Below are 18,833 nucleotides of genomic sequence, written 5' to 3'. Positions count from 1 at the left end.
ATATTTTTGAATAGAAGAAAAACAAAACAGATTATGGTAGGAAATCTTCCAATTGGAGGAGATGCTCCTATAAGTATTCAGTCTATGACTAACACTGACACTAAAAATATTGTTGCCACAGTTAAGCAAATAAAAAGATTGGAAGAAGCGGGTTGTGATTTAATTAGATTTGCAGTAAATGACTTAGATGATGCAGCCGCAATAAAAGAGATAAAAAAAAGAATTTCTATACCCACTATAGCCGATATTCAATATAACTATAAATTGGCGGTTGAGTCTGCAAAAAATGGCATCGATTGCGTTAGGATTAATCCCGGAAACATTGGAGAAAAATGGAAGGTTAAAGAAGTTGTTGATATTTGTGCAAGTAACAATATTCCAATTAGAATTGGAGTAAATTCAGGATCTATTAGCAAAGATATATTGGATAAATATAAGGGAGTAAATGAGAATTCTATAGTAGAAAGTGCTTTTGAAGAAATAAATGTTTTGGAATCTTTAAATTTTACTGATATAAAGGTTTCTTTAAAGGCTAGTAATGTGAATTTATCCCTTGCGGCCTATAGAAAATTTTCTGAAATGAGCGACTATCCACTTCACATAGGAATTACCGAAGCGGGTCCCGGACTTTCAGGTATCATTAAATCATCTGTTGGAATAGGAATTTTACTTGAAGAAGGAATTGGCGATACAATAAGGGTTTCCTTAACGGCAGACCCAATTGAAGAGGTAAAAGCAGGCAAGGAGATATTAAAATCCTTAGGATTATTAAATAAGGGAATTGAAATAATATCCTGCCCGACTTGTGCTCGAACCAAAATAAATTTAATTGAATTAGTAGAAAAAGCACAAGAAAAGCTTTCGACTGTAGATAAAAATATTAAAATTGCCCTAATGGGGTGTCCTGTAAATGGGCCAGGTGAAGCCAAAGAAGCCGATATAGGAATTACCGGAGGAAACGGGGTAGGGCTCATATTTAAAAATGGGGTAGTTATAAAGAAAGTTTCTGAAGAAAATCTTTTAGATGAACTCTACAAAGAAATTGAAAATATGAAATAAAATAATCTTTTGATTTTTTATACAGCTCTTTTGATATAATTATATTATCTTTGAGCTGTATTATTTTATATAGAAGTTAATTTTAAGAAAGTTTAGATTTCTTTTATTATATTTATGTGAGAGATATAAAAATGATAGAATTTATTGATGTTTTAAAAAAATTAAATATAAGACCCGAAGATTTCAGGGACATAAGTTTTAATGAAATTAGTTTTAAAGATATTAATTTCAAAGAGAATATTTTGGATTTGGAAATTTTTGTTGAAAGTAAAAAAGAAGTTGACGAATCTTTAAAACAAAAGTTTTATGAAAATTTATCTAAGGAGTTAAAGGGTTTAAATTTAAAAATTACCTACCTTATAAAAGAAGATATTTATAAAAATAAAAAAGAGTTGATTAAGGATTATATAGTGAAATTAAGTCCGTCTTGTATATCTTGTCTTGAGGACATATCTATAGATATTGAAGAAAATGAAAATTCTATAGATATAACAATTCCTAACGAGGGAATTTATTACAGCATAACAAGCAAAAATTTTGAAGATGACCTAAAAAATGATATGTCTTTATTTAAAAATTATAAAATCAATTTGAAACTATCGGATAAAGTTTGTAAATGTAATGATGATAATATTAAAGGATATATGGAAGATTTGAGCCTTATGGAATCCGATCTTATAAAAAATATTAATAATACTACTTCAATTAAAGATAAAAAACCTTCTAGAAAATCAAAATCAGGATTTTCCTATGGAAAAAAAGAGATATTAGGATTTACCACTATAAAGGATATATCTATAAATTCAAATAAGGTTACTGTTAAGACTGAAATTTTTAATATTGAAACTAAAGAAATAAAAAGCGGTAGGTTTTTAGTATCCTTAAGTATTACCGATTCTACTTCTTCAATTCTTGCTAAGATCTTTTTAACAAGTGAAAAGCTTGAAGAATTTAGTGATAATGTAAAAGTTGGAGACACCTATATAATTACAGGTAATGTTCAGTATGACAGCTATAGTAAAGATGACAATATAATGATAAGATACTTGGAAAAATCTGAAAAAATAATGAGAGAAGATAAATCTCAGGAGAAAAGGGTAGAACTTAGGCTACATACAAAAATGTCTGCGATGAGTGGTTTAACCTCTTTTAAAGATTTTACTAAAACGGCAAGTAATTGGGGCATGAGTGCTATTGCCATAACTGATAATGCAGACGTTCAGGGATTTCCAGAAGCCATGGAAGCATCAAATCAAGATGGAATAAAAGTAATATATGGACTTGATGCAAATTTTGTAGACGATTTAACACCTATAGTTACTAATTATAAAGAAAATAGCAATTCTTTTGTAGTATTTGACATAGAGACCACAGGTTTTTCTCCAAGAACTGACAAAATAACAGAAATAGGTGCAGTTAAAATTATAGACGGAAAAATTGTTGACAGATATTCGCAACTTGTTAATCCAGAAAAATCTATTCCTAAAAAAGTAGAAGAGCTTACAGGGCTTAGCAACGCTTTGCTTGAATCTGAACCTAAAATAGAAGATATTATAGGAGACTTTTATGATTTTTGTAATGGGTCTGTATTAGTGGCTCATAATGCAGGGTTTGATAGTTCATTTATAAGAAGAGATTTTACTAATAATGGATATAAATTTGATTATGCAGTTTTAGATACCCTGCAGCTGTCAAGGGCTGTTGTTAAAGGGACTAAAAGATATAACCTTTCGACTTTATCAAAAAAACTTGGAGTTTCATTAGTTAATGCTCATAGAGCTGTAAATGATGCAGAAGCTACAGCTGAAGTTTTTCTTAAAATGATGGAACTTGCAGATAAAGAATATAATGTTTCCAAGCTTTCAGATATAAATTCTTTAATTAAAAACATAGAACCTGCAAGTCTATTTGAATCACCAGTAAGTATTCTTGTAAAAACTCAAGAAGGACTTAAAAATTTATATAAACTTGTAAGTAAATCCCATCTAAATTATGTAAATAGAGTTGCCAAGGTTCCTAGGACTCTACTTGACACCTACAGAGAAGGACTGATTATAGGAAGCGGAACCTCATATTCACAGTTGTTTAGAGCTGTATATAACGGATTAGATGATGAAGAAATTAAAAAAATTGCTTCATATTATGATTATATAGAGATTCAACCTGTAGAAAATAATTTAAATTTTTTAGCTCAAGGTCTAGTAAGAGATTTAGATGAATTAAAAGGAATTAATAAAAAACTTTATAGAATAGGAAAAGATCTTAATATACCTGTTGTAGCAACTGGAGATGTTTTCTACCTTGAAGAGGAAGATGATCTTGCAAGAAGAATTGTGTTAAGCGGTCAAAGATTGAAATTTGATAATGATTGGAATACACCAAAATCTTTATATTTTAAAACTACAGATGAAATGTTAAGTGAGTTTAGTTATCTTGGAGAAAAAGAAGCCTATGAAGTTGTGATCGAAAACTCAAATAAAATTAGTAATATGACAAAAGATTTAAAACCTATTCCTGATGGTAAGTATCCACCAGTTATAGAAGGAGCCGATGAAGACCTTAAAACTATGTGTTATAAAAAAGCACATGAAATTTATGGAGATAATCTGCCTGATATAGTTGAAAAACGACTTGATAAGGAACTTAATTCAATAATATCAAATGGTTATTCAGTTCTTTATATAATTGCTCAAAAGCTTGTTGAAAAATCAAATAAAGATGGTTATTTAGTAGGGTCAAGAGGATCTGTAGGTTCATCCTTTGCAGCTACTATGAGCTCTATAACTGAAGTTAATCCTTTGCCGGCTCATTATGTGTGTCCTAGGTGCAAATATTCAGATTTTTCTCATAGTGATTACGACAGCGGCGTAGATTTACCTGATGCCAATTGTCCAAATTGCGGACATGAACTTAAAAAAGATGGACATAACATACCATTTGAAGTATTTTTAGGGTTTAAAGGAGACAAAGAGCCTGATATTGACCTTAATTTTGCAGGAGAATATCAACCGTCAGCACATAAATATACAGAAGATCTTTTTGGCAAAGGTTACGTGTTTAGAGCTGGTACCATAGGAACAATAGCGGAAAAAACGGCCTATGGCTATGTAAAAAATTATTTTGAAGATAAAGATATTAGAGCTTTGGAAATTGAAAGGCTAGTCCAAAAAATCGTCGGAGTAAAAAGAACCTCCGGACAGCACCCGGGAGGAGTAATGATTTGTCCTAAGAGTAAAGATATATTTGATTTTACGCCTATACAATACCCTGCCGATGATGCAAAATCCGGAGTAATAACGACTCATTTTGATTATAATTTTATTCATGGAAAGATTTTAAAATTAGATATATTAGGACATGATGGTCCTACTATAATTAGAATGCTTGAAGACATAACAGGCCTAGACTCAACAACTATTCCTTTAAATGATAAAAATACCTTGTCTCTATTTTCTACAAGTGAAGCATTAAATCTAGATGAGAATATATTTAACACCCCTACAGGAACATTGGGGATACCTGAGTTTGGTACCGGATTTGTTAAACAAATGCTTCTTGAAACAAAACCAAAGAGTTTTTCAGAACTTGTAAGAATCTCAGGACTTTCTCATGGTACAGATGTGTGGACGAACAATGCTCAAGATTTAGTAAAGGAAGGGAAGGCAACTTTATCTAATGTAATATCTACAAGAGAAGACATAATGCTTTATCTAATAAGGGCAGGAGCTGAAAATAAAATAGCGTTTGACACCATGGAAAGAGTTAGGAAGGGAAGAGGCCTAACTGATGAGCAAAAAGAAGTAATTAAAACTCTTGATTTGCCTGATTGGTATATAGAGTCTTGTCAAAAAATTAAATATATGTTTCCTAAGGCCCACGCTGTAGCCTATGTTATGCTGTCTTTTAGAATAGCCTACTATAAGCTTAATTATCCTTTGGCATTTTATGCTACTTATTTTACAAATAAACTTCAGGACTTTGACGGGGAACTTATTATACAAGGAGTAGAAGCTGTAAAGCTAAAAGTTGATAGCTTAAAAAACTCAGATGAAAAGTTAAGTGTAAAAGAAAAATCTCAGTTAAATATTTTAGAGCTGGTCCTTGAAATGTTTTCGAGAGGTTTTGAATTTAAAAATGCAGATTTATATAAGTCTGATTCTTTTAGATTTAAGGTAGATGGAGATAAAATACTTTTTCCAATAAGGGCCTATGTAGGTATTGGAGAGCAAGTAGCAAATAATATAGTTGAAGCTTCTAAGGAAAAAGAATATTTATCTATAGAAGACTTTATGAATAAGACCAAGGCCACAAAATCTGTTGTTGACATTTTAAAAAGAAACGGTGTATTAAATAATTTACCCGATTCAAATCAGCTGAGTTTATTTAACATGATTTAAAAATTTTATAAATTAAGTGATTGCATATAAAAATTATTATTAGGACTTGACATAAAAGCTTATGTATAGTAAACTATACCAGTGTTTAAGTAGAAGTCCGCTTCTCACCTTATTCTTATTAGTTATAAGGTTGTTTAAGAATAGTTTTTATTCAGTATTCTTGCGGACTTTTTGTCCGCTTTTTTTATTTGGAACAATAAAGTTCTTAAGCGCTCATCTAATGTGAATTGTTTTAAATAGGTGAGGATTATTTTATGGAGGTGCTTAGAGATTAAAGAGCTTCAAATCAATGAAGAAATAAGAGATAAAGAAGTTAGATTAATTGACAGTGAAGGTAATCAAGTAGGAGTTGTATCAAGAAATAGGGCGCTTGATATTGCAATAGAGAGCAAACTTGATCTTGTAAAAATAGCTCCAAATTCAAAACCACCGGTATGTCGTGTCATGGATTATGGTAAATACAGATATGACATGATGAAAAGAGAAAGGGAAGCAAAGAAAAAACAAAAAGTTATCAATGTAAAAGAGCTTAGATTAACTCCTAACATTGAGGAACATGATTTAAATACAAAAGCAAACAGAGCTAAAACTTTTCTTGATAACGGCGATAGAGTTAAAGTTTCTGTACGTTTTAGAGGTAGAGAAATGGGACATACTGAAATAGGTAAAGTTGTACTTGATGAGTTTGTCAATTTAGTTTCTGAGCATGGTGTTGTAGATAAAAAAGCTAAAATGGAAGGTAGAAACATGGTTATGTTTTTATCTCCAAATACAGATAAATAGGAGGAAATTATGGGTAAGATGAAGACTCACAGAGCGTCTGCAAAGAGATTTAAAAGGACTGCCAGTGGAAAATTAAAAAGATTTTTTGCCTTTAAAGGTCACTTAACAGGTAAGAAGACAGCAAAAAGACTTAGAAAATTAAGAAAATCAGCTGTGGTTAGTAAGGGCGATCAAAAAAGAATTGATCGTATGATTCCTTAATAGGGGGTATATTAGATGGCAAGAATTAAGAGGGCAGTAAATGCCAGAAAAAAACATAAAAAAGTATTAAAGCAAGCTAAAGGTTATTTCGGAGCTAAATCAAAATTATTTAGACCTGCTAATGAAGCTGTTATGAAATCACTGAGCTATTCATATATAGGTAGAAAGCAAAGAAAAAGAGATTTCAGAAAACTTTGGATTGCAAGAATTAATGCTGCAGCAAGACTAAATGGTATGAGTTACTCAAAGTTTATTAGCGGCTTGAAAAAAGCAGATATAAATATAAATAGAAAAATGCTATCAGAAATGGCAATTAATGATCCTAATGGATTTTCAGAACTTGTTAAGTTGGCAAAGGCTGAATAATTAAAATATTGTAAAATTATTAAATTTATGATTTTTTGCTAAACTCTAAGGGTAAACTCTTATTGAGGTGAGATATTAATGATTACAATGGAAAAAATAGATTATGTTATGGACGTTACCGATACTTCTTATAAGGTAGTTAGATCAGCATTATTAGAAGCTGACGGTGATGTAGATAAGGCTATAGAAATCATTAGAAGTTCCTTAGAACCTTCTGATGTAGGTGGATATGAAGATGAAAGCAAAAAAAAGAACGAGTTTATTAGTTTTGATGATATAAAAGATGCGATAAAAGATGTGTGGGAAAAAGGTAATGCCAGCAGGTTAGTAGTTAAAAGAGGCGAAGAAACTATTCTTTCTCTATCTTTGACAGTATCTGCATTTGGTATTATAATTGCGCCGTTAGCAGCTATACTTGGTGTAGGTGCAGGTCTTCAAGGAGACTATGACTTTTACCTTGTTATGGACGATGGTGAAACAATAAATATTAAAGAATATATAAAAAAGGAATTTAGAAAGTCTAATAAATAAGACCGTAAGGAGTTGTATTAATATGAAAAAAGGTATTCATCCTGAATATAAAGAAGCAACAGTAGTATGTGCATGTGGAAATACTTTTAAAACAGGCTCTGTAAAGGAAAACTTGAAAGTTGAAGTTTGCTCAGAATGTCATCCATTCTTTACAGGAAAACAAAAATTTACTGATCATGGCGGACGTGTTGAAAAGTTCAATAAAAAGTATAATAGAGCGAAGTAAAAGTAATTAATGGTTAGCAAATTAGCTAACCATTTTAATTTAAGGAGAACTATGGAAAATAAAGCAAAAAAAGAGCTTTTTAAAACGACGATAGGTGGCCAGGCACTTATTGAGGGAGTTATGATGAGAGGACCTTCAAAAATTGCCATAGCTGTCAGAAAACCTAATAAAGAAATTGAATTAAAGGTCGAAAATTTAAAGGATAAAACTAAGGAAAATAAATTTTTCTCTTTACCTATTATAAGAGGAGCCTATAAGCTTGTTGAGGCTATGGTAATAGGTGTCAATGCCTTAACTTACTCAGCATCATTTTGGGAAGAGGAAGAGAATGAAGATAAAAAAGAAGGCTTTATAAGTAAGATTTTTGGTGAAAATGCTGAAACGGTTGAAACTGGACTTACAGTGCTTGTATCATTTTTAGTGGCAGCTCTTTTATTTATGATAATTCCAAGTGTGGCAGCAGGCTTACTTAAGGGTAAGATTAATTCAGTTATTCTTTTAAATCTTATGGAGGGTATATTAAGATTAATAATATTTGGAGTATATCTTTATTATATTTCCAAGCTTGAAGATATAAGAAGAGTATTTGAATATCACGGCTCAGAGCATAAATCAATATCCTGTTATGAAGCTGGAGATGAACTCACAGTTGAAAATGTAAGAAAATATCCTATAGTACATCCTAGATGCGGAACAAGTTTTCTATTTATGGTTATGATGGTAAGTATAGTTGTTTTATCATTCTTCGGCTGGCCATCTCCTTTAATGAGAATAGTCTCAAGACTTGTGGCACTTCCTATAATTGCGGGTGTAGCATATGAGATAAATAGGATTATAGGAAGAAGCGATTCAAAAATTTGTAAAATTTTAGCTTTACCTGGAATGAAAATTCAATCATTGGCAACAGTAAGAGAACCGGACGACTCTATGATTGAGGTAGCCATTGAAAGTTTAAAGGCTGTTATACCTGAAGACGGAGAAAGCGATTTATGGAAATAAGAGATATTTTAAAGGAAGGGTTAATATATTTAAAGGATTCAGAATATACTAATCCTTTTTTTGAGTTGCGACTAATTTTATCAAGACTTTTTAATAAGGATATATCATATCTAGTTGCACATGATGATACAGAAGTCCCCAAAGATCTAGAAAAAAAATATTTTGAAATTTTAAAAAGAAGAAAAAATGGAGAGCCCTTAGCCTATATATTTGGGGAATGTGAATTTTACGGTAAAAAATTTCTTGTAAATAAAAATGTTTTAGTGCCTAGAAAAGAAACTGAGCATAGCGTTGATGTATTAAAGCTTATATTAAAAGAAAAAAAAATTAAGAATTTTCTTGAAATTGGATCAGGAACAGGCATAGTGAGTGTAATTCTTGCCCTTCAATATGAAGAAACCAATTTTTTATCTGTTGATATATCAAAAGATGCAATAGCAAATACTAAAAAGAATATAGATCTATATAATCTTAATAATATAAAAGTAGCAGAAAGTAACGTATACTCAAATGTTACAGGGAAATATGATATAATTTATTCGAATCCCCCCTACATAGCAAGTGAAGATATAGAAAATTTACAGATTGAGGTAAAACAAGAACCTAGACTTGCTTTAGATGGAGGACCCGATGGACTTAGTGTCTATAAAAAAATTATAAAAGATGTTAAAAGATATCTAAATCCAGGAGGATATTTAGTATTAGAAATTGGCTATAATCAAAAAGAAGCTATAGAAAAATTACTCAAGGACTGTAATACTTTGTGTATAAAGGATATATCCGGACATGACAGAGTAATAGTTGCAAGCGAGGGAGAGATAGATGTACGAAAATTTAGATGTATTTGAAAAAAAATATCAAGAGCTTGAAAAAAATTTAATTGATATAAATGTAATAAACAATTCTGACCTATATCAAAAAACTGCGATAGAGCACGCAGAGATAGAGCCTATAGTTCAAAAATATAGGGAACTAAAGCAAGTAAATGAAAATATAGAAGAAAATAAAAAATTACTTGAAGACAAACTTGATGATGATTTTAAGAATCTGGTTAAAGATGAAATTAAATCAGATGAAGATAAAAAAGATTCTCTTGAAGAGGAGCTTAAGGTTCTGCTTATACCAAAAGACCCTAATGACAGAAAAAATGTAATTGTGGAAATAAGAGCAGGAGCAGGAGGAGATGAAGCAGCTCTATTTGCCGGAGTCTTATTTAGACAATATTTAAGATACGCAGAAAGAAACAACTGGAAAATAGACATAATGAATACTAATGAAATAGGTATCGGCGGGTACAAGGAAGTTATATTTATGATAATAGGCAAGGGGGCCTATTCAAGACTTAAATATGAATCGGGAGTTCATAGAGTTCAAAGAGTACCTGAAACAGAAAGTTCCGGAAGAATTCACACTTCTACAGCAACTGTCGCTGTCCTACCGGAGGCAGAAGACGTTGAAATCGATATTGAACCTGGAGATATAAGATTTGATGTATTTAGGTCATCTGGTAACGGCGGACAATCAGTAAACACCACAGACTCTGCAGTAAGACTTACTCACATACCTACAGGAATCGTAATATCTTGCCAAGATGAGAAATCTCAATTAAAAAATAAAGAAAAAGCTATGAAAATTTTAAAAACTAAACTTTATGATTTAAAAATGCAAGAACAAAACGATAAACTTTCCACTGCTAAAAGATCACAAATAGGAACAGGCGACAGATCAGAAAGGATAAGAACCTATAATTATCCTCAAGGAAGAGTAACAGATCACAGAATAGGTCTTACTCTTCATAAAATAGATTCAATTGTCGATGGCGATCTTGATGAAATTATAGACTCTTTAATTGCAAACGATCAGGCAAAAAAGCTGGAAAACATTGGTTAATGTAAAAGATTGATTTAATTTCTACTATAAATTATAATATACAAGAACGGTATTGTTGGTTTTGTAAAATGAGGGGGTTAATTTATGAATCAAATGACAAGCGACAACCTAAGATCTGCTTTTGGTGGAGAATCTCAAGCTCATATGAGATATTTAATTTGGGCTGATACAGCTGAAAAAGAAAACTTTAAAAATGTAGCAAGACTATTTAAAGCAACATCTGCTGCTGAAAGAGTACACGCAACTTTACACTTCAAAGCACTTAAAGATGTTAAAGGTGATTTCCCTGTAACATCAATGGCAGGATTCGGAATAGGAAGCACTTCTGAAAATTTGGAAGGGGCAAGAGACGGAGAAATTTTTGAAAGCACACAAATGTATCCCGCTTATATAGCAGTAGCTGAAATGCAAGGGGAAAAAGAAGCTGTTAAAGCTATGAAGTTTGCAACTGCAGCTGAAGAAGTCCATGCTCAAAGATACCAAGAAGCAAAGGATTTTGTAGACAATGGCAAAGATCTTGAAGCCGAAAAAATCTTATTATGTCCTGTATGTGGATATATAACCTTTGACGCTGAAGAAACAGTTTGCCCTATTTGTGGATGCAAGTCTGAAAAATTTGTTGAATATTAATAATAAAAAGGGGCTTATGCCTCTTTTTTTATGTTTTTTATAGAAAATTTAAAAATATTTTAGTACTGTATTTGAATATCATTTTATTATCACTTTATTACATAAATGATGTAAGGGATTATTGACTTTAGTGTAAAAAATTGATACTATAAAAATGTAATTTCATGTGCAAGTTTTCAAGGAGGGTAATATGAAGGTAGCAGTAATTATGGGAAGCATAAGTGATAAAAATATAAGTGATGACATAGTTTCAGTACTTGATAAATTCGAAGTTGACTACGAAATTGAAGTTATCTCTGCTCACAGGACACCTAAAAAAGCTTTTGAGTTTTCTAAAAATGCTAAGGATAAAGGCTTTGGAGTTATAATATCCATAGCAGGTAAGGCAGCTCATTTAGGAGGCGTATTAGCAGCTAATACCACTCTTCCGGTTATAGGGGTGCCTGTCAAATCATCTACACTTGATGGCCTTGATGCTCTTCTTGCAACGGTTCAAATGCCTTCAGGAGTTCCTGTAGCTACGGTTGCAATTAACGGTGGTAAGAATGCAGCTCTTCTTGCAATACAAATGTTAGCTTTAAGTGATGAAAAACTTAGCACAAAGTTAAGCAACTATAAAATGGAACTTGAAAAAGACGTTGAAGAGATGAATAAACAACTATAATTTAGGAGGAAGTCTATGATTTATAATTCCAAAATTAAAAGTGAGCAAACTGATGGGCTTTTTGAAGCAATTTTAGCTCTAGAAACTATTGAAGAGTGCTACAGGTTTTTTGAAGACATATGTACTGTTAAAGAAATTCAAGCTATTTCTCAAAGACTTGAAGTAGTAAAGCTTTTAATTAAAAATAAAACCTATCATGAAATAGAATCAGAGACAGGTGCAAGTACAGCTACTATATCTAGAATAAACAGATCTCTTAACTATGGAGCTGATGGATATAAATTAGTTCTTGAGAAACTTAATTTTTTAGACGAAGACGATAAATGAAAATAGCCCTTGTAGGTTACAAAGTGTAATACTACAAGGGCTTTATTTTATATTCTTTAAAATTCATCCAATTTTATATCTTTCTTTTTTACATTAAGAGTATTAAAGTCAGTATAAATTACAAGACCCGGAATTTTTGAAGGGTGCCTTTTCACAAACTTTTTTTTGCAATAATCCACAGCAATATTATTTGAGTCTTTAAAGGAGCTGTGAAGTGCAGCAAGATAAGCCGCTTTTTCTATACTTTCTTTAGAAAATTCATCCTTATCTGATTTTAAAATTACATGGCTGCCGGCAGCATCTTTAACATGAAACCATAAATCTTCTCTATTTGCCAGCTTAAAAGTTAAATATTCATTTTGCTTATTATTTTTACCGCAATATATTTTATCTCCATTAGATAAGGTGTATTCAAGAGTTTTAAGTTTAGGTTTTTTATTTTTAAATTTCTGATACCTTTTAATATAGCCCATTTCAAATAATTCTTGCTTTATTTCTTCAATATCATTTTCGTTTTCACTTAAATCCATGTTTAAGGCCTGATTTTCAAGATATTCAATAGCTGATTTTGTCTTTTTTATTTCGGATTTAAGTTTAGTTTCTGCATTTTTTAATTTAGAAAACTTTTTATAGTATCTTGCTGCATTTTCATGAGCAGAAAGCTTTTTATCAAGGGGTATTTCTATTTCTTTCATATTATCATAAAAATTTTCTAATCTAACCTTTCCAGATCCGGAATTAATTTTAAAAAAGTTTGATGAAATAAGATCCCCGTAAACCTTATATATATCGCGATCTAAAGCCTCATTTAATTCATCTGATTGCTTTGCAAGCTTTCTTTTTTCTTTTTCTATATTATTTTTAATAATTTTCCTAATTGAAAAACCTTTATCTTTAATAATTTGGTTGTTTTCCCTTGTAGAATAAAAGTATTCAAGCATTCTACAAATATTACTAAAAGTCTTTTTGTCGCCATTTTTAATCATTTGTAGATTTAAAGAGAAGAAGTCAAATACTTCTTCTTCCTTGTATATAATTATTGGGGAAAAGTTATTATCTTTAAATAATTTAACCATAAGATTAAAAGAGTGCTCTAAACTTTCTATATCTTTCTTAGTCAGGCTGCTAAAAGATCTATCCTCATCTATAAAGGCACCATAGCATATTTCACTTGCACTTAGTTTACTAAATCCTGTGAAAGTGGAAATTAAATTGTTTCTTATGCTTTTATTAGGATTAAAAACTTTAAGACCTCTATTAAATGAATCTTTTGACAAAGGGTCAAGGGCAGTTGATATAGGTTCCAAGGCATAGGTTAAAGCAGGAAGAATTTGTCTAACTCTACTCATTGAATGGGGAACTCTTTTTATAGAGTCATATATTTTCTTACTCTCAGTTTCAATTAAAATAATGTTTGAATGCTTTCCCATAATTTCTATACATAAAGATTTCATGAGAAAATCAGATAAATCATTTTTTGAAGAGACATCTATTTTAAAAATTCTGTCCATTTTATACTGTTCTATATTTTCAATTCTAAATCCCTCCAAGTGTTTTCTTAAAAGCATACAGAAAGCTGGAGGATTTTGAGGATTTGTAAAGGATTTTTCAGTTAAATAAACTCTTGGCGCATTATTTGATGCCGAGATAAAAAGTTTATATTTTTCAGATCCCTTTCTAACATTTATCACTAGGTCATAATCACTAATTTGATAAATTTTTTCTATTCTGGATCCTATTAACTTTTCTTTTAAATCAAAAATAACAGCCCTTAGGACTGATCCATCATATGCCATTTAATCACCCGAGGATTATTATACCATATAAGTTTTAACTGAAATATTATCAATACAAGACATAGCTGAGTATAATATAATTAGTTTAATAGTTTCTTAATACTTTTTAAATTCTTTTGTTAAATTAAATTGATATTATACTTTTGGAGGATATATATGGAAAAATATACAGTGCTTGTAGCAGAAGATGATAAGGCGATAAGAGAGTCTATAGGAATATATTTACAAAATTCAAATTATAATGTTATATATTCAGAAGATGGAGAAGATGCTATAGAAAAATTTAAGAACAATAAGGTAGATCTTATTATTATGGATCTTATGATGCCGAAATTAAGTGGAGAGGCAGCAATAGTTAAACTTAGAGAGGAAAGCTATGTTCCGATAATTATTTTATCAGCAAAATCGGAAGATTATGATAAGGTGATAGGTTTAAATATAGGAGCTGATGACTATATTACTAAGCCTTTTAATCCCTTAGAGCTAATGGCCAGAGTAAATTCAAATATAAGAAGACTATATGATTATCAAAAATCTGGTAGTGAAGACAAGAAGTATATAGAAATCGGCAATATTAAACTTAATACCTTTGAAAAAACAGTTTTTGTAGACAAAAAGGAAGTTAAGTTAACATCTATTGAATATAAAATCTTGGAGCTTCTTATGAAAAATACTAACAGAGTTTTTTCTATTGAAGAAATTTACGAGTTGGTGTGGAATGAACCTGCTATTGAAGCAAAAACAGTTACAGTTCATATAAGAAGAATAAGAGAAAAAATTGAAATTGATCCAAAGAGACCTATGTATTTAAAAGTTGCCTGGGGTCTTGGCTATAAGTTTGTAGATCCCCACAGGAGGAGTTAGCATGGAAAAAAATAAAAAAAGCATAAGATATAGTAATTTAGGTATATGGGGATTTATTTTAGGAATATCTCTTTTATCTATTATAATATACCTGTATTTAAATATTTCTATTGAGGAAACTGATACTTATAGGCAGGCTGCAGGTCTTGCAGATACCTTTTATTCAAAGGTATCATCATCTTTATATGATGATGACATTTTGGCACAGTCTGGAGAATTTAAATATTGCGTAAGATCTTTTAAAATTACAAATTATCCATTTACAAAAGAGTATAGAGAAAAGTATCCCACAAGTGTAGTTACAAGGGATGCTGACGGAGAATACACCTATAGGCCCTTAGAGGACTATGAGGACGGAGAAAAAGATAAAAACATAAGAGAAGATTCTAACATAAAATCAATTGAAGAACCTGTATACAAAATAGGTTATTTAAGTAATGGCGGCAGATTCGGCAATTCGGATCCTCAAAGTGTAGACTTTCCAAGTGGAAACATAACCTTTAGGGGATTTTACGAAGATGGAAATATAAGTATAACCCAGACAGATATACCTCAAAATGAATTTGCAGAAAATATTGCCAATCAATTTTCCAGATCTTTAAAAAGCGCTTATAGAGAAATTGATCAGCAAACTACAGGAATCAAAAAATTAAATTTTGCCTATTCCTTTGATCCCGAAGCAAGGTTTATAAAACAAGCTGTAATTGAGTATGATTTTATGCAAAATTATATTAGTAAAATGGTGATTGCAGGATTAATAGGCTTGGCTTTAATATTTATTTTTGCTGCAGCAAGTGATTATGAAAGGGCAGGCGAGGTAGGATTTTATAAGGGAATAATAAAATATCCTTTGGGAATTGTTTTTTTAGCTATAGGAGCTTGGGCAGCTGTTTTTACAGCATGGACACAATTAATTTATATAGATGAATTTATGGATTATAGATATATAATCAGCTATGCATCTATGTTTTTACTAATGGTAACAGGTTCTATTGCAGTAATTTATTTTGTCTATGCAATTAAGTCCATTTATAATGAAGGATTTAATTCAAAAGTTATTAAAAATTCAATAACCTATAGAATCTTAAAGGGAATTAAAAATCTTTTCATGGAAAAAGCTTCAAATTTAAGTGTAAATAATGAAGCTTTTGACAGCAGCTATATGAGAAAATACTACTTAATAATTGCAGGTTTTATAGCATTAGGACTTGTAGCTTGTTTAGTTGTAGTATATCCATATCTATCAACTGTAGTATTTATTTTATGGGTTTGTCTTGTAGCGGCTATCTTCATATACTTTAGAAATCATCTTTTCAGTATAGAAGAAATTAGAAAAGTTACAGAAAATATGTCCGGAGGAGATTATACTTACAAAATCAGCGAAAGTAATAAATTTCCGGCTATAAGAGATAATGTTAATACCATATCCAAAAACTTAAATCTTGCAGTTGAAAATGCCGTTAAATCTGAAAGATTAAAGACTGAGCTTATAACAAATGTATCTCACGATTTAAAAACTCCATTAACGTCTATAATTAACTATTCAGAGCTTATAACAGATGAAAATACGGATTCTAAGGACATAAAGGATTATGCACAGATAATAAATGAAAAATCTCACAAGCTAAAAGACATAATTGAAGACCTTTTTGAAATATCAAAAGCCGCAAGTAATAATATTGAACTTGAATATGAGAATTTGGATTTAAAATCTTTAGTAAGCCAAGTAGTAGGAGAGTGGGAAGATAAGCTTGAGGAAAAAGGTCTGGAGCTTTTAGTAAGCCTTCCGGAAAACCCTGTAATTGTAAATTTAGATGGAACTAAAACATCAAGGGTTTTAGATAATCTATTTTCAAATATAGAAAAGTATGCCTTGGATAATACAAGAGTATATATAGATTTAAAGGTTGATAAGGATATTGATCTTACAATTAAAAATATATCTAAGTATCAACTTAATATATCTCCGGAAGAACTTATAGAAAGATTCACTAGGGGAGACAGCTCAAGAAATACTCAAGGATCAGGTCTTGGCCTTTCTATAGCAAGCACTCTTATAAGTGCTCAAGGTGGAAAATTCTTTCTTGAAGTAGATGGAGACCTGTTTAAAACGAAAATAAAATTTAATAAATCTGAAGAGAATAAAATCTTATAATTAAAGTTTTAATTTAAAAAGTCCCTTAGGGGGCTTTTTTATATTTTGTTAATTAGATATAATCGAAATGGTGATTATATGGAAAGAATTTTAGTTATTGAAGATGACACAGATATTAATAGACTTCTTGTAAATATATTAAATAATAAATATAAAGTTGACAGTGCCTATACAGCTAGAGAGGGACTTCTTGAGCTTAAAATCAATTCTTACGATTTAATACTTTTGGATTTAATTCTTCCTAATATGACAGGTGAAGAGTTTATAAGGGAAGTTAGAGATAAAAACGATGCTCCCATAATAGTCATATCTGCAAAAATTTCCGTAGATACAAAGGTTAACGTATTAAATTTAGGTGCTGATGCCTTTATTGCAAAGCCTTTTGATAACAAGGAAGTAATAGCACAAGTTGAAGCTACAATTAGAAGATATAAAAAATCTAAAGATAAAAATAAAAAATCATACACATTAGAAAAAGAAAATTTAAAAATTGACACTGAAAATATGACAGCAAGTATAGACGATAAAGTTTTGAAGCTCACGTCAATTGAGTTTAAAATTTTAAAAACTTTAATGGAAAATCCTAATAAAATTTTCTCAAAAGAAAATTTATACACTTCAGTTTGGGATGATGAATATATTTATGCTGCAGATACAGTTAACTCACATATTTCAAATATTAGAAACAAGATAAAAAAATTTACAGACAGGGACTACATAGAAACTATTTGGGGTATGGGCTACAGGATAAAATAAGCTATTTTAATAAATATTGGGTATAAGTAACAAAGAGGAATGTTGTCTATATAAATGAGGTGGTAATATGAAAAGAGAAATTTTAATGAAGGAACACAAAGCTGTTAGAGAAAATGTTGGATATTATGATTTTACCCACCAACTTTTAAATGTTACCGGACCTGATGCCGGAAAGTTTTTAGACAAAATGTTTGTAAACGCTATTTCAAAACTTGGTTTGGGACAGGCTACTTATACAACTATGCTTAATGAAGAAGGTCATATTATCGATGATGTTATAGTTTTTTATGTTGAAGAGGAAAGATATGTAGTTTCAACTCTTTATATTAAAGAAATGATAGAGTGGTTTGATAAGCATAAGACAAATGAAGATGTAACTTACGAGGATATTACATCAAAGCTTACTATGTTTGCAGTCCAAGGACCTAAATCAAAGGACCTTATCAACAGTCTTGTAGATGATAATATTGACGATTTGCAATTCTTTACGATTGAAGACAATACAGTTGGAGATCTTGATATTGAAGTTGCAAGAGCAGGTTTTACAGGAGAGCTTGGATATGAAATTTACGTTCCTACAGAAAAGAAAGATCTTCTTGAAAAAGAGCTTGTAAACTGTGGAAAAAAATTTAACCTTATGAATATTACATCTGATGTAATTATTAACAGTCTTCCTGGAGAAAAGGGATACGTTCTCATGAGTGACTTAAAAGGATGCAACCCTATGGAAGTTGGCTACGGATGGACAATTGACTGGAATAGTGATTTTATAGGAAAAGATGCTCTTTTAAGGGCAAAAAAAGAAGGAATTAAAAGAGATCTTGTAGGATTTACTGTAGAAATGGAAGATGCAGGAGTAGAGGCCGGTAACGAGCTTTTAATTGACGGTGAGTGTGTTGGCAGGGTTACAAAGTACACCTATGGATTTACAGTAGAAAAAGGTATAGGATATGCTTTAATTAATACCGAAAGAGCAAAAATCGGGGATAAAGTAAAAATTAAAACTTCTTCTGGAGAAATTGATGCTAGCCTTTGTGAGAGAATGTTTTATGATAAAAGCAATTCAAGGGTAAGAGCTTAAAATCTAAATTAAAGCGCCGGCTAAATAAACCGGTGCTTTTTTATGCAAAAATTTAGAAAATATTTAGATTCTATTTAGAAAAACCATATAAGAATTTGCAATAATACT

General features: G+C 30.7%; 18 protein-coding genes. 17 read left to right on the top strand and 1 reads right to left on the bottom strand.

Annotated elements, in window-relative coordinates:
- The 13 genes from ispG (at position 1) to PEPCATONIAE_RS01070 (ending at position 12,073) form a co-directional block, all read left to right on the top strand.
- Positions 1–1,059: a flavodoxin-dependent (E)-4-hydroxy-3-methylbut-2-enyl-diphosphate synthase gene (ispG, locus tag PEPCATONIAE_RS01130; RefSeq protein WP_138159414.1), complete on the top strand. Its 1,059-nt coding sequence runs from the start codon at positions 1–3 to the stop codon at positions 1,057–1,059.
- Between the two features lie 131 nt (positions 1,060–1,190).
- On the top strand, positions 1,191–5,456 hold the full coding sequence (locus tag PEPCATONIAE_RS01125) for a PolC-type DNA polymerase III (protein WP_138159041.1): 4,266 nt from the start codon (positions 1,191–1,193) through the stop codon (positions 5,454–5,456).
- 240 nt (positions 5,457–5,696) lie between these two features.
- On the top strand, positions 5,697–6,239 hold the full coding sequence (infC, locus tag PEPCATONIAE_RS01120) for a translation initiation factor IF-3 (RefSeq protein WP_138159039.1): 543 nt from the start codon (positions 5,697–5,699) through the stop codon (positions 6,237–6,239).
- Positions 6,240–6,248: 9 nt separating this feature from the next.
- A complete protein-coding gene (gene rpmI, locus PEPCATONIAE_RS01115) occupies positions 6,249–6,440 on the top strand; it encodes a 50S ribosomal protein L35 (RefSeq protein ID WP_138159038.1) in 192 nt (63 codons plus the stop codon).
- A 15-nt stretch (positions 6,441–6,455) separates the two neighbouring features.
- Positions 6,456–6,806, top strand: a complete 351-nt coding sequence (gene rplT / locus PEPCATONIAE_RS01110; RefSeq protein WP_138159036.1) for a 50S ribosomal protein L20 — start codon at positions 6,456–6,458, stop codon at positions 6,804–6,806.
- A gap of 78 nt (positions 6,807–6,884) precedes the next feature.
- Complete coding sequence (locus PEPCATONIAE_RS01105) at positions 6,885–7,337, top strand: DUF4342 domain-containing protein (RefSeq protein WP_138159034.1); 453 nt, start codon at positions 6,885–6,887, stop codon at positions 7,335–7,337.
- Between the two features lie 22 nt (positions 7,338–7,359).
- A complete protein-coding gene (gene rpmE, locus PEPCATONIAE_RS01100) occupies positions 7,360–7,563 on the top strand; it encodes a 50S ribosomal protein L31 (RefSeq protein WP_138159032.1) in 204 nt (67 codons plus the stop codon).
- A 51-nt stretch (positions 7,564–7,614) separates the two neighbouring features.
- On the top strand, positions 7,615–8,562 hold the full coding sequence (locus PEPCATONIAE_RS01095) for a DUF1385 domain-containing protein (RefSeq protein ID WP_138159030.1): 948 nt from the start codon (positions 7,615–7,617) through the stop codon (positions 8,560–8,562).
- Positions 8,553–9,410, top strand: coding sequence for a peptide chain release factor N(5)-glutamine methyltransferase (gene prmC, locus PEPCATONIAE_RS01090; protein WP_138159029.1), 858 nt, complete (start codon positions 8,553–8,555; stop codon positions 9,408–9,410). The genes PEPCATONIAE_RS01095 and prmC overlap by 10 nt, the downstream gene beginning before the upstream one ends.
- Entirely contained in the window at positions 9,385–10,452 is a 1,068-nt protein-coding gene (gene prfA, locus PEPCATONIAE_RS01085) for a peptide chain release factor 1 (protein ID WP_138159027.1), read from the top strand. The genes prmC and prfA overlap by 26 nt, the downstream gene beginning before the upstream one ends.
- Before the next feature lie 84 nt (positions 10,453–10,536).
- Positions 10,537–11,082: a rubrerythrin family protein gene (locus PEPCATONIAE_RS01080; RefSeq protein WP_138159025.1), complete on the top strand. Its 546-nt coding sequence runs from the start codon at positions 10,537–10,539 to the stop codon at positions 11,080–11,082.
- A gap of 190 nt (positions 11,083–11,272) precedes the next feature.
- On the top strand, positions 11,273–11,746 hold the full coding sequence (gene purE / locus PEPCATONIAE_RS01075; RefSeq protein ID WP_138159023.1) for a 5-(carboxyamino)imidazole ribonucleotide mutase: 474 nt from the start codon (positions 11,273–11,275) through the stop codon (positions 11,744–11,746).
- A gap of 15 nt (positions 11,747–11,761) precedes the next feature.
- Complete coding sequence (locus tag PEPCATONIAE_RS01070; RefSeq protein ID WP_138159021.1) at positions 11,762–12,073, top strand: YerC/YecD family TrpR-related protein; 312 nt, start codon at positions 11,762–11,764, stop codon at positions 12,071–12,073.
- Between the two features lie 56 nt (positions 12,074–12,129).
- On the opposite strand, the gene PEPCATONIAE_RS01065 is transcribed toward PEPCATONIAE_RS01070, so the two are convergent.
- Complete coding sequence (locus PEPCATONIAE_RS01065) at positions 12,130–13,869, bottom strand: Rqc2 family fibronectin-binding protein (RefSeq protein ID WP_138159019.1); 1,740 nt, start codon at positions 13,867–13,869, stop codon at positions 12,130–12,132.
- 156 nt (positions 13,870–14,025) lie between these two features.
- Here PEPCATONIAE_RS01065 and PEPCATONIAE_RS01060 point away from each other — a divergent pair, with 156 nt between their 5' ends.
- The 4 genes from PEPCATONIAE_RS01060 to PEPCATONIAE_RS01045 all read left to right on the top strand — a co-directional run bounded on the left by PEPCATONIAE_RS01060 (position 14,026) and on the right by PEPCATONIAE_RS01045 (position 18,725).
- The gene (locus PEPCATONIAE_RS01060; protein WP_138159017.1) at positions 14,026–14,733 is read left to right on the top strand and encodes a response regulator transcription factor; all 708 of its coding nucleotides are present in this window, start codon (positions 14,026–14,028) and stop codon (positions 14,731–14,733) included.
- A gap of 1 nt (position 14,734) precedes the next feature.
- Positions 14,735–16,888: a sensor histidine kinase gene (locus tag PEPCATONIAE_RS01055; protein WP_138159015.1), complete on the top strand. Its 2,154-nt coding sequence runs from the start codon at positions 14,735–14,737 to the stop codon at positions 16,886–16,888.
- Positions 16,889–16,966: 78 nt separating this feature from the next.
- The gene (locus tag PEPCATONIAE_RS01050) at positions 16,967–17,644 is read left to right on the top strand and encodes a response regulator transcription factor (protein ID WP_138159013.1); all 678 of its coding nucleotides are present in this window, start codon (positions 16,967–16,969) and stop codon (positions 17,642–17,644) included.
- A gap of 67 nt (positions 17,645–17,711) precedes the next feature.
- The gene (locus PEPCATONIAE_RS01045; protein ID WP_138159011.1) at positions 17,712–18,725 is read left to right on the top strand and encodes an aminomethyl transferase family protein; all 1,014 of its coding nucleotides are present in this window, start codon (positions 17,712–17,714) and stop codon (positions 18,723–18,725) included.
- Positions 18,726–18,833 lie beyond the last annotated feature (108 nt).

Origin of the sequence: Peptoniphilus catoniae, assembly GCF_901447155.2 — a bacterium.
In the GTDB taxonomy this organism is placed as follows: Bacteria; Bacillota; Clostridia; order Tissierellales; family Peptoniphilaceae; genus Peptoniphilus_E; species Peptoniphilus_E catoniae.
This window is presented reverse-complemented; position numbering and strand designations above follow the sequence as displayed.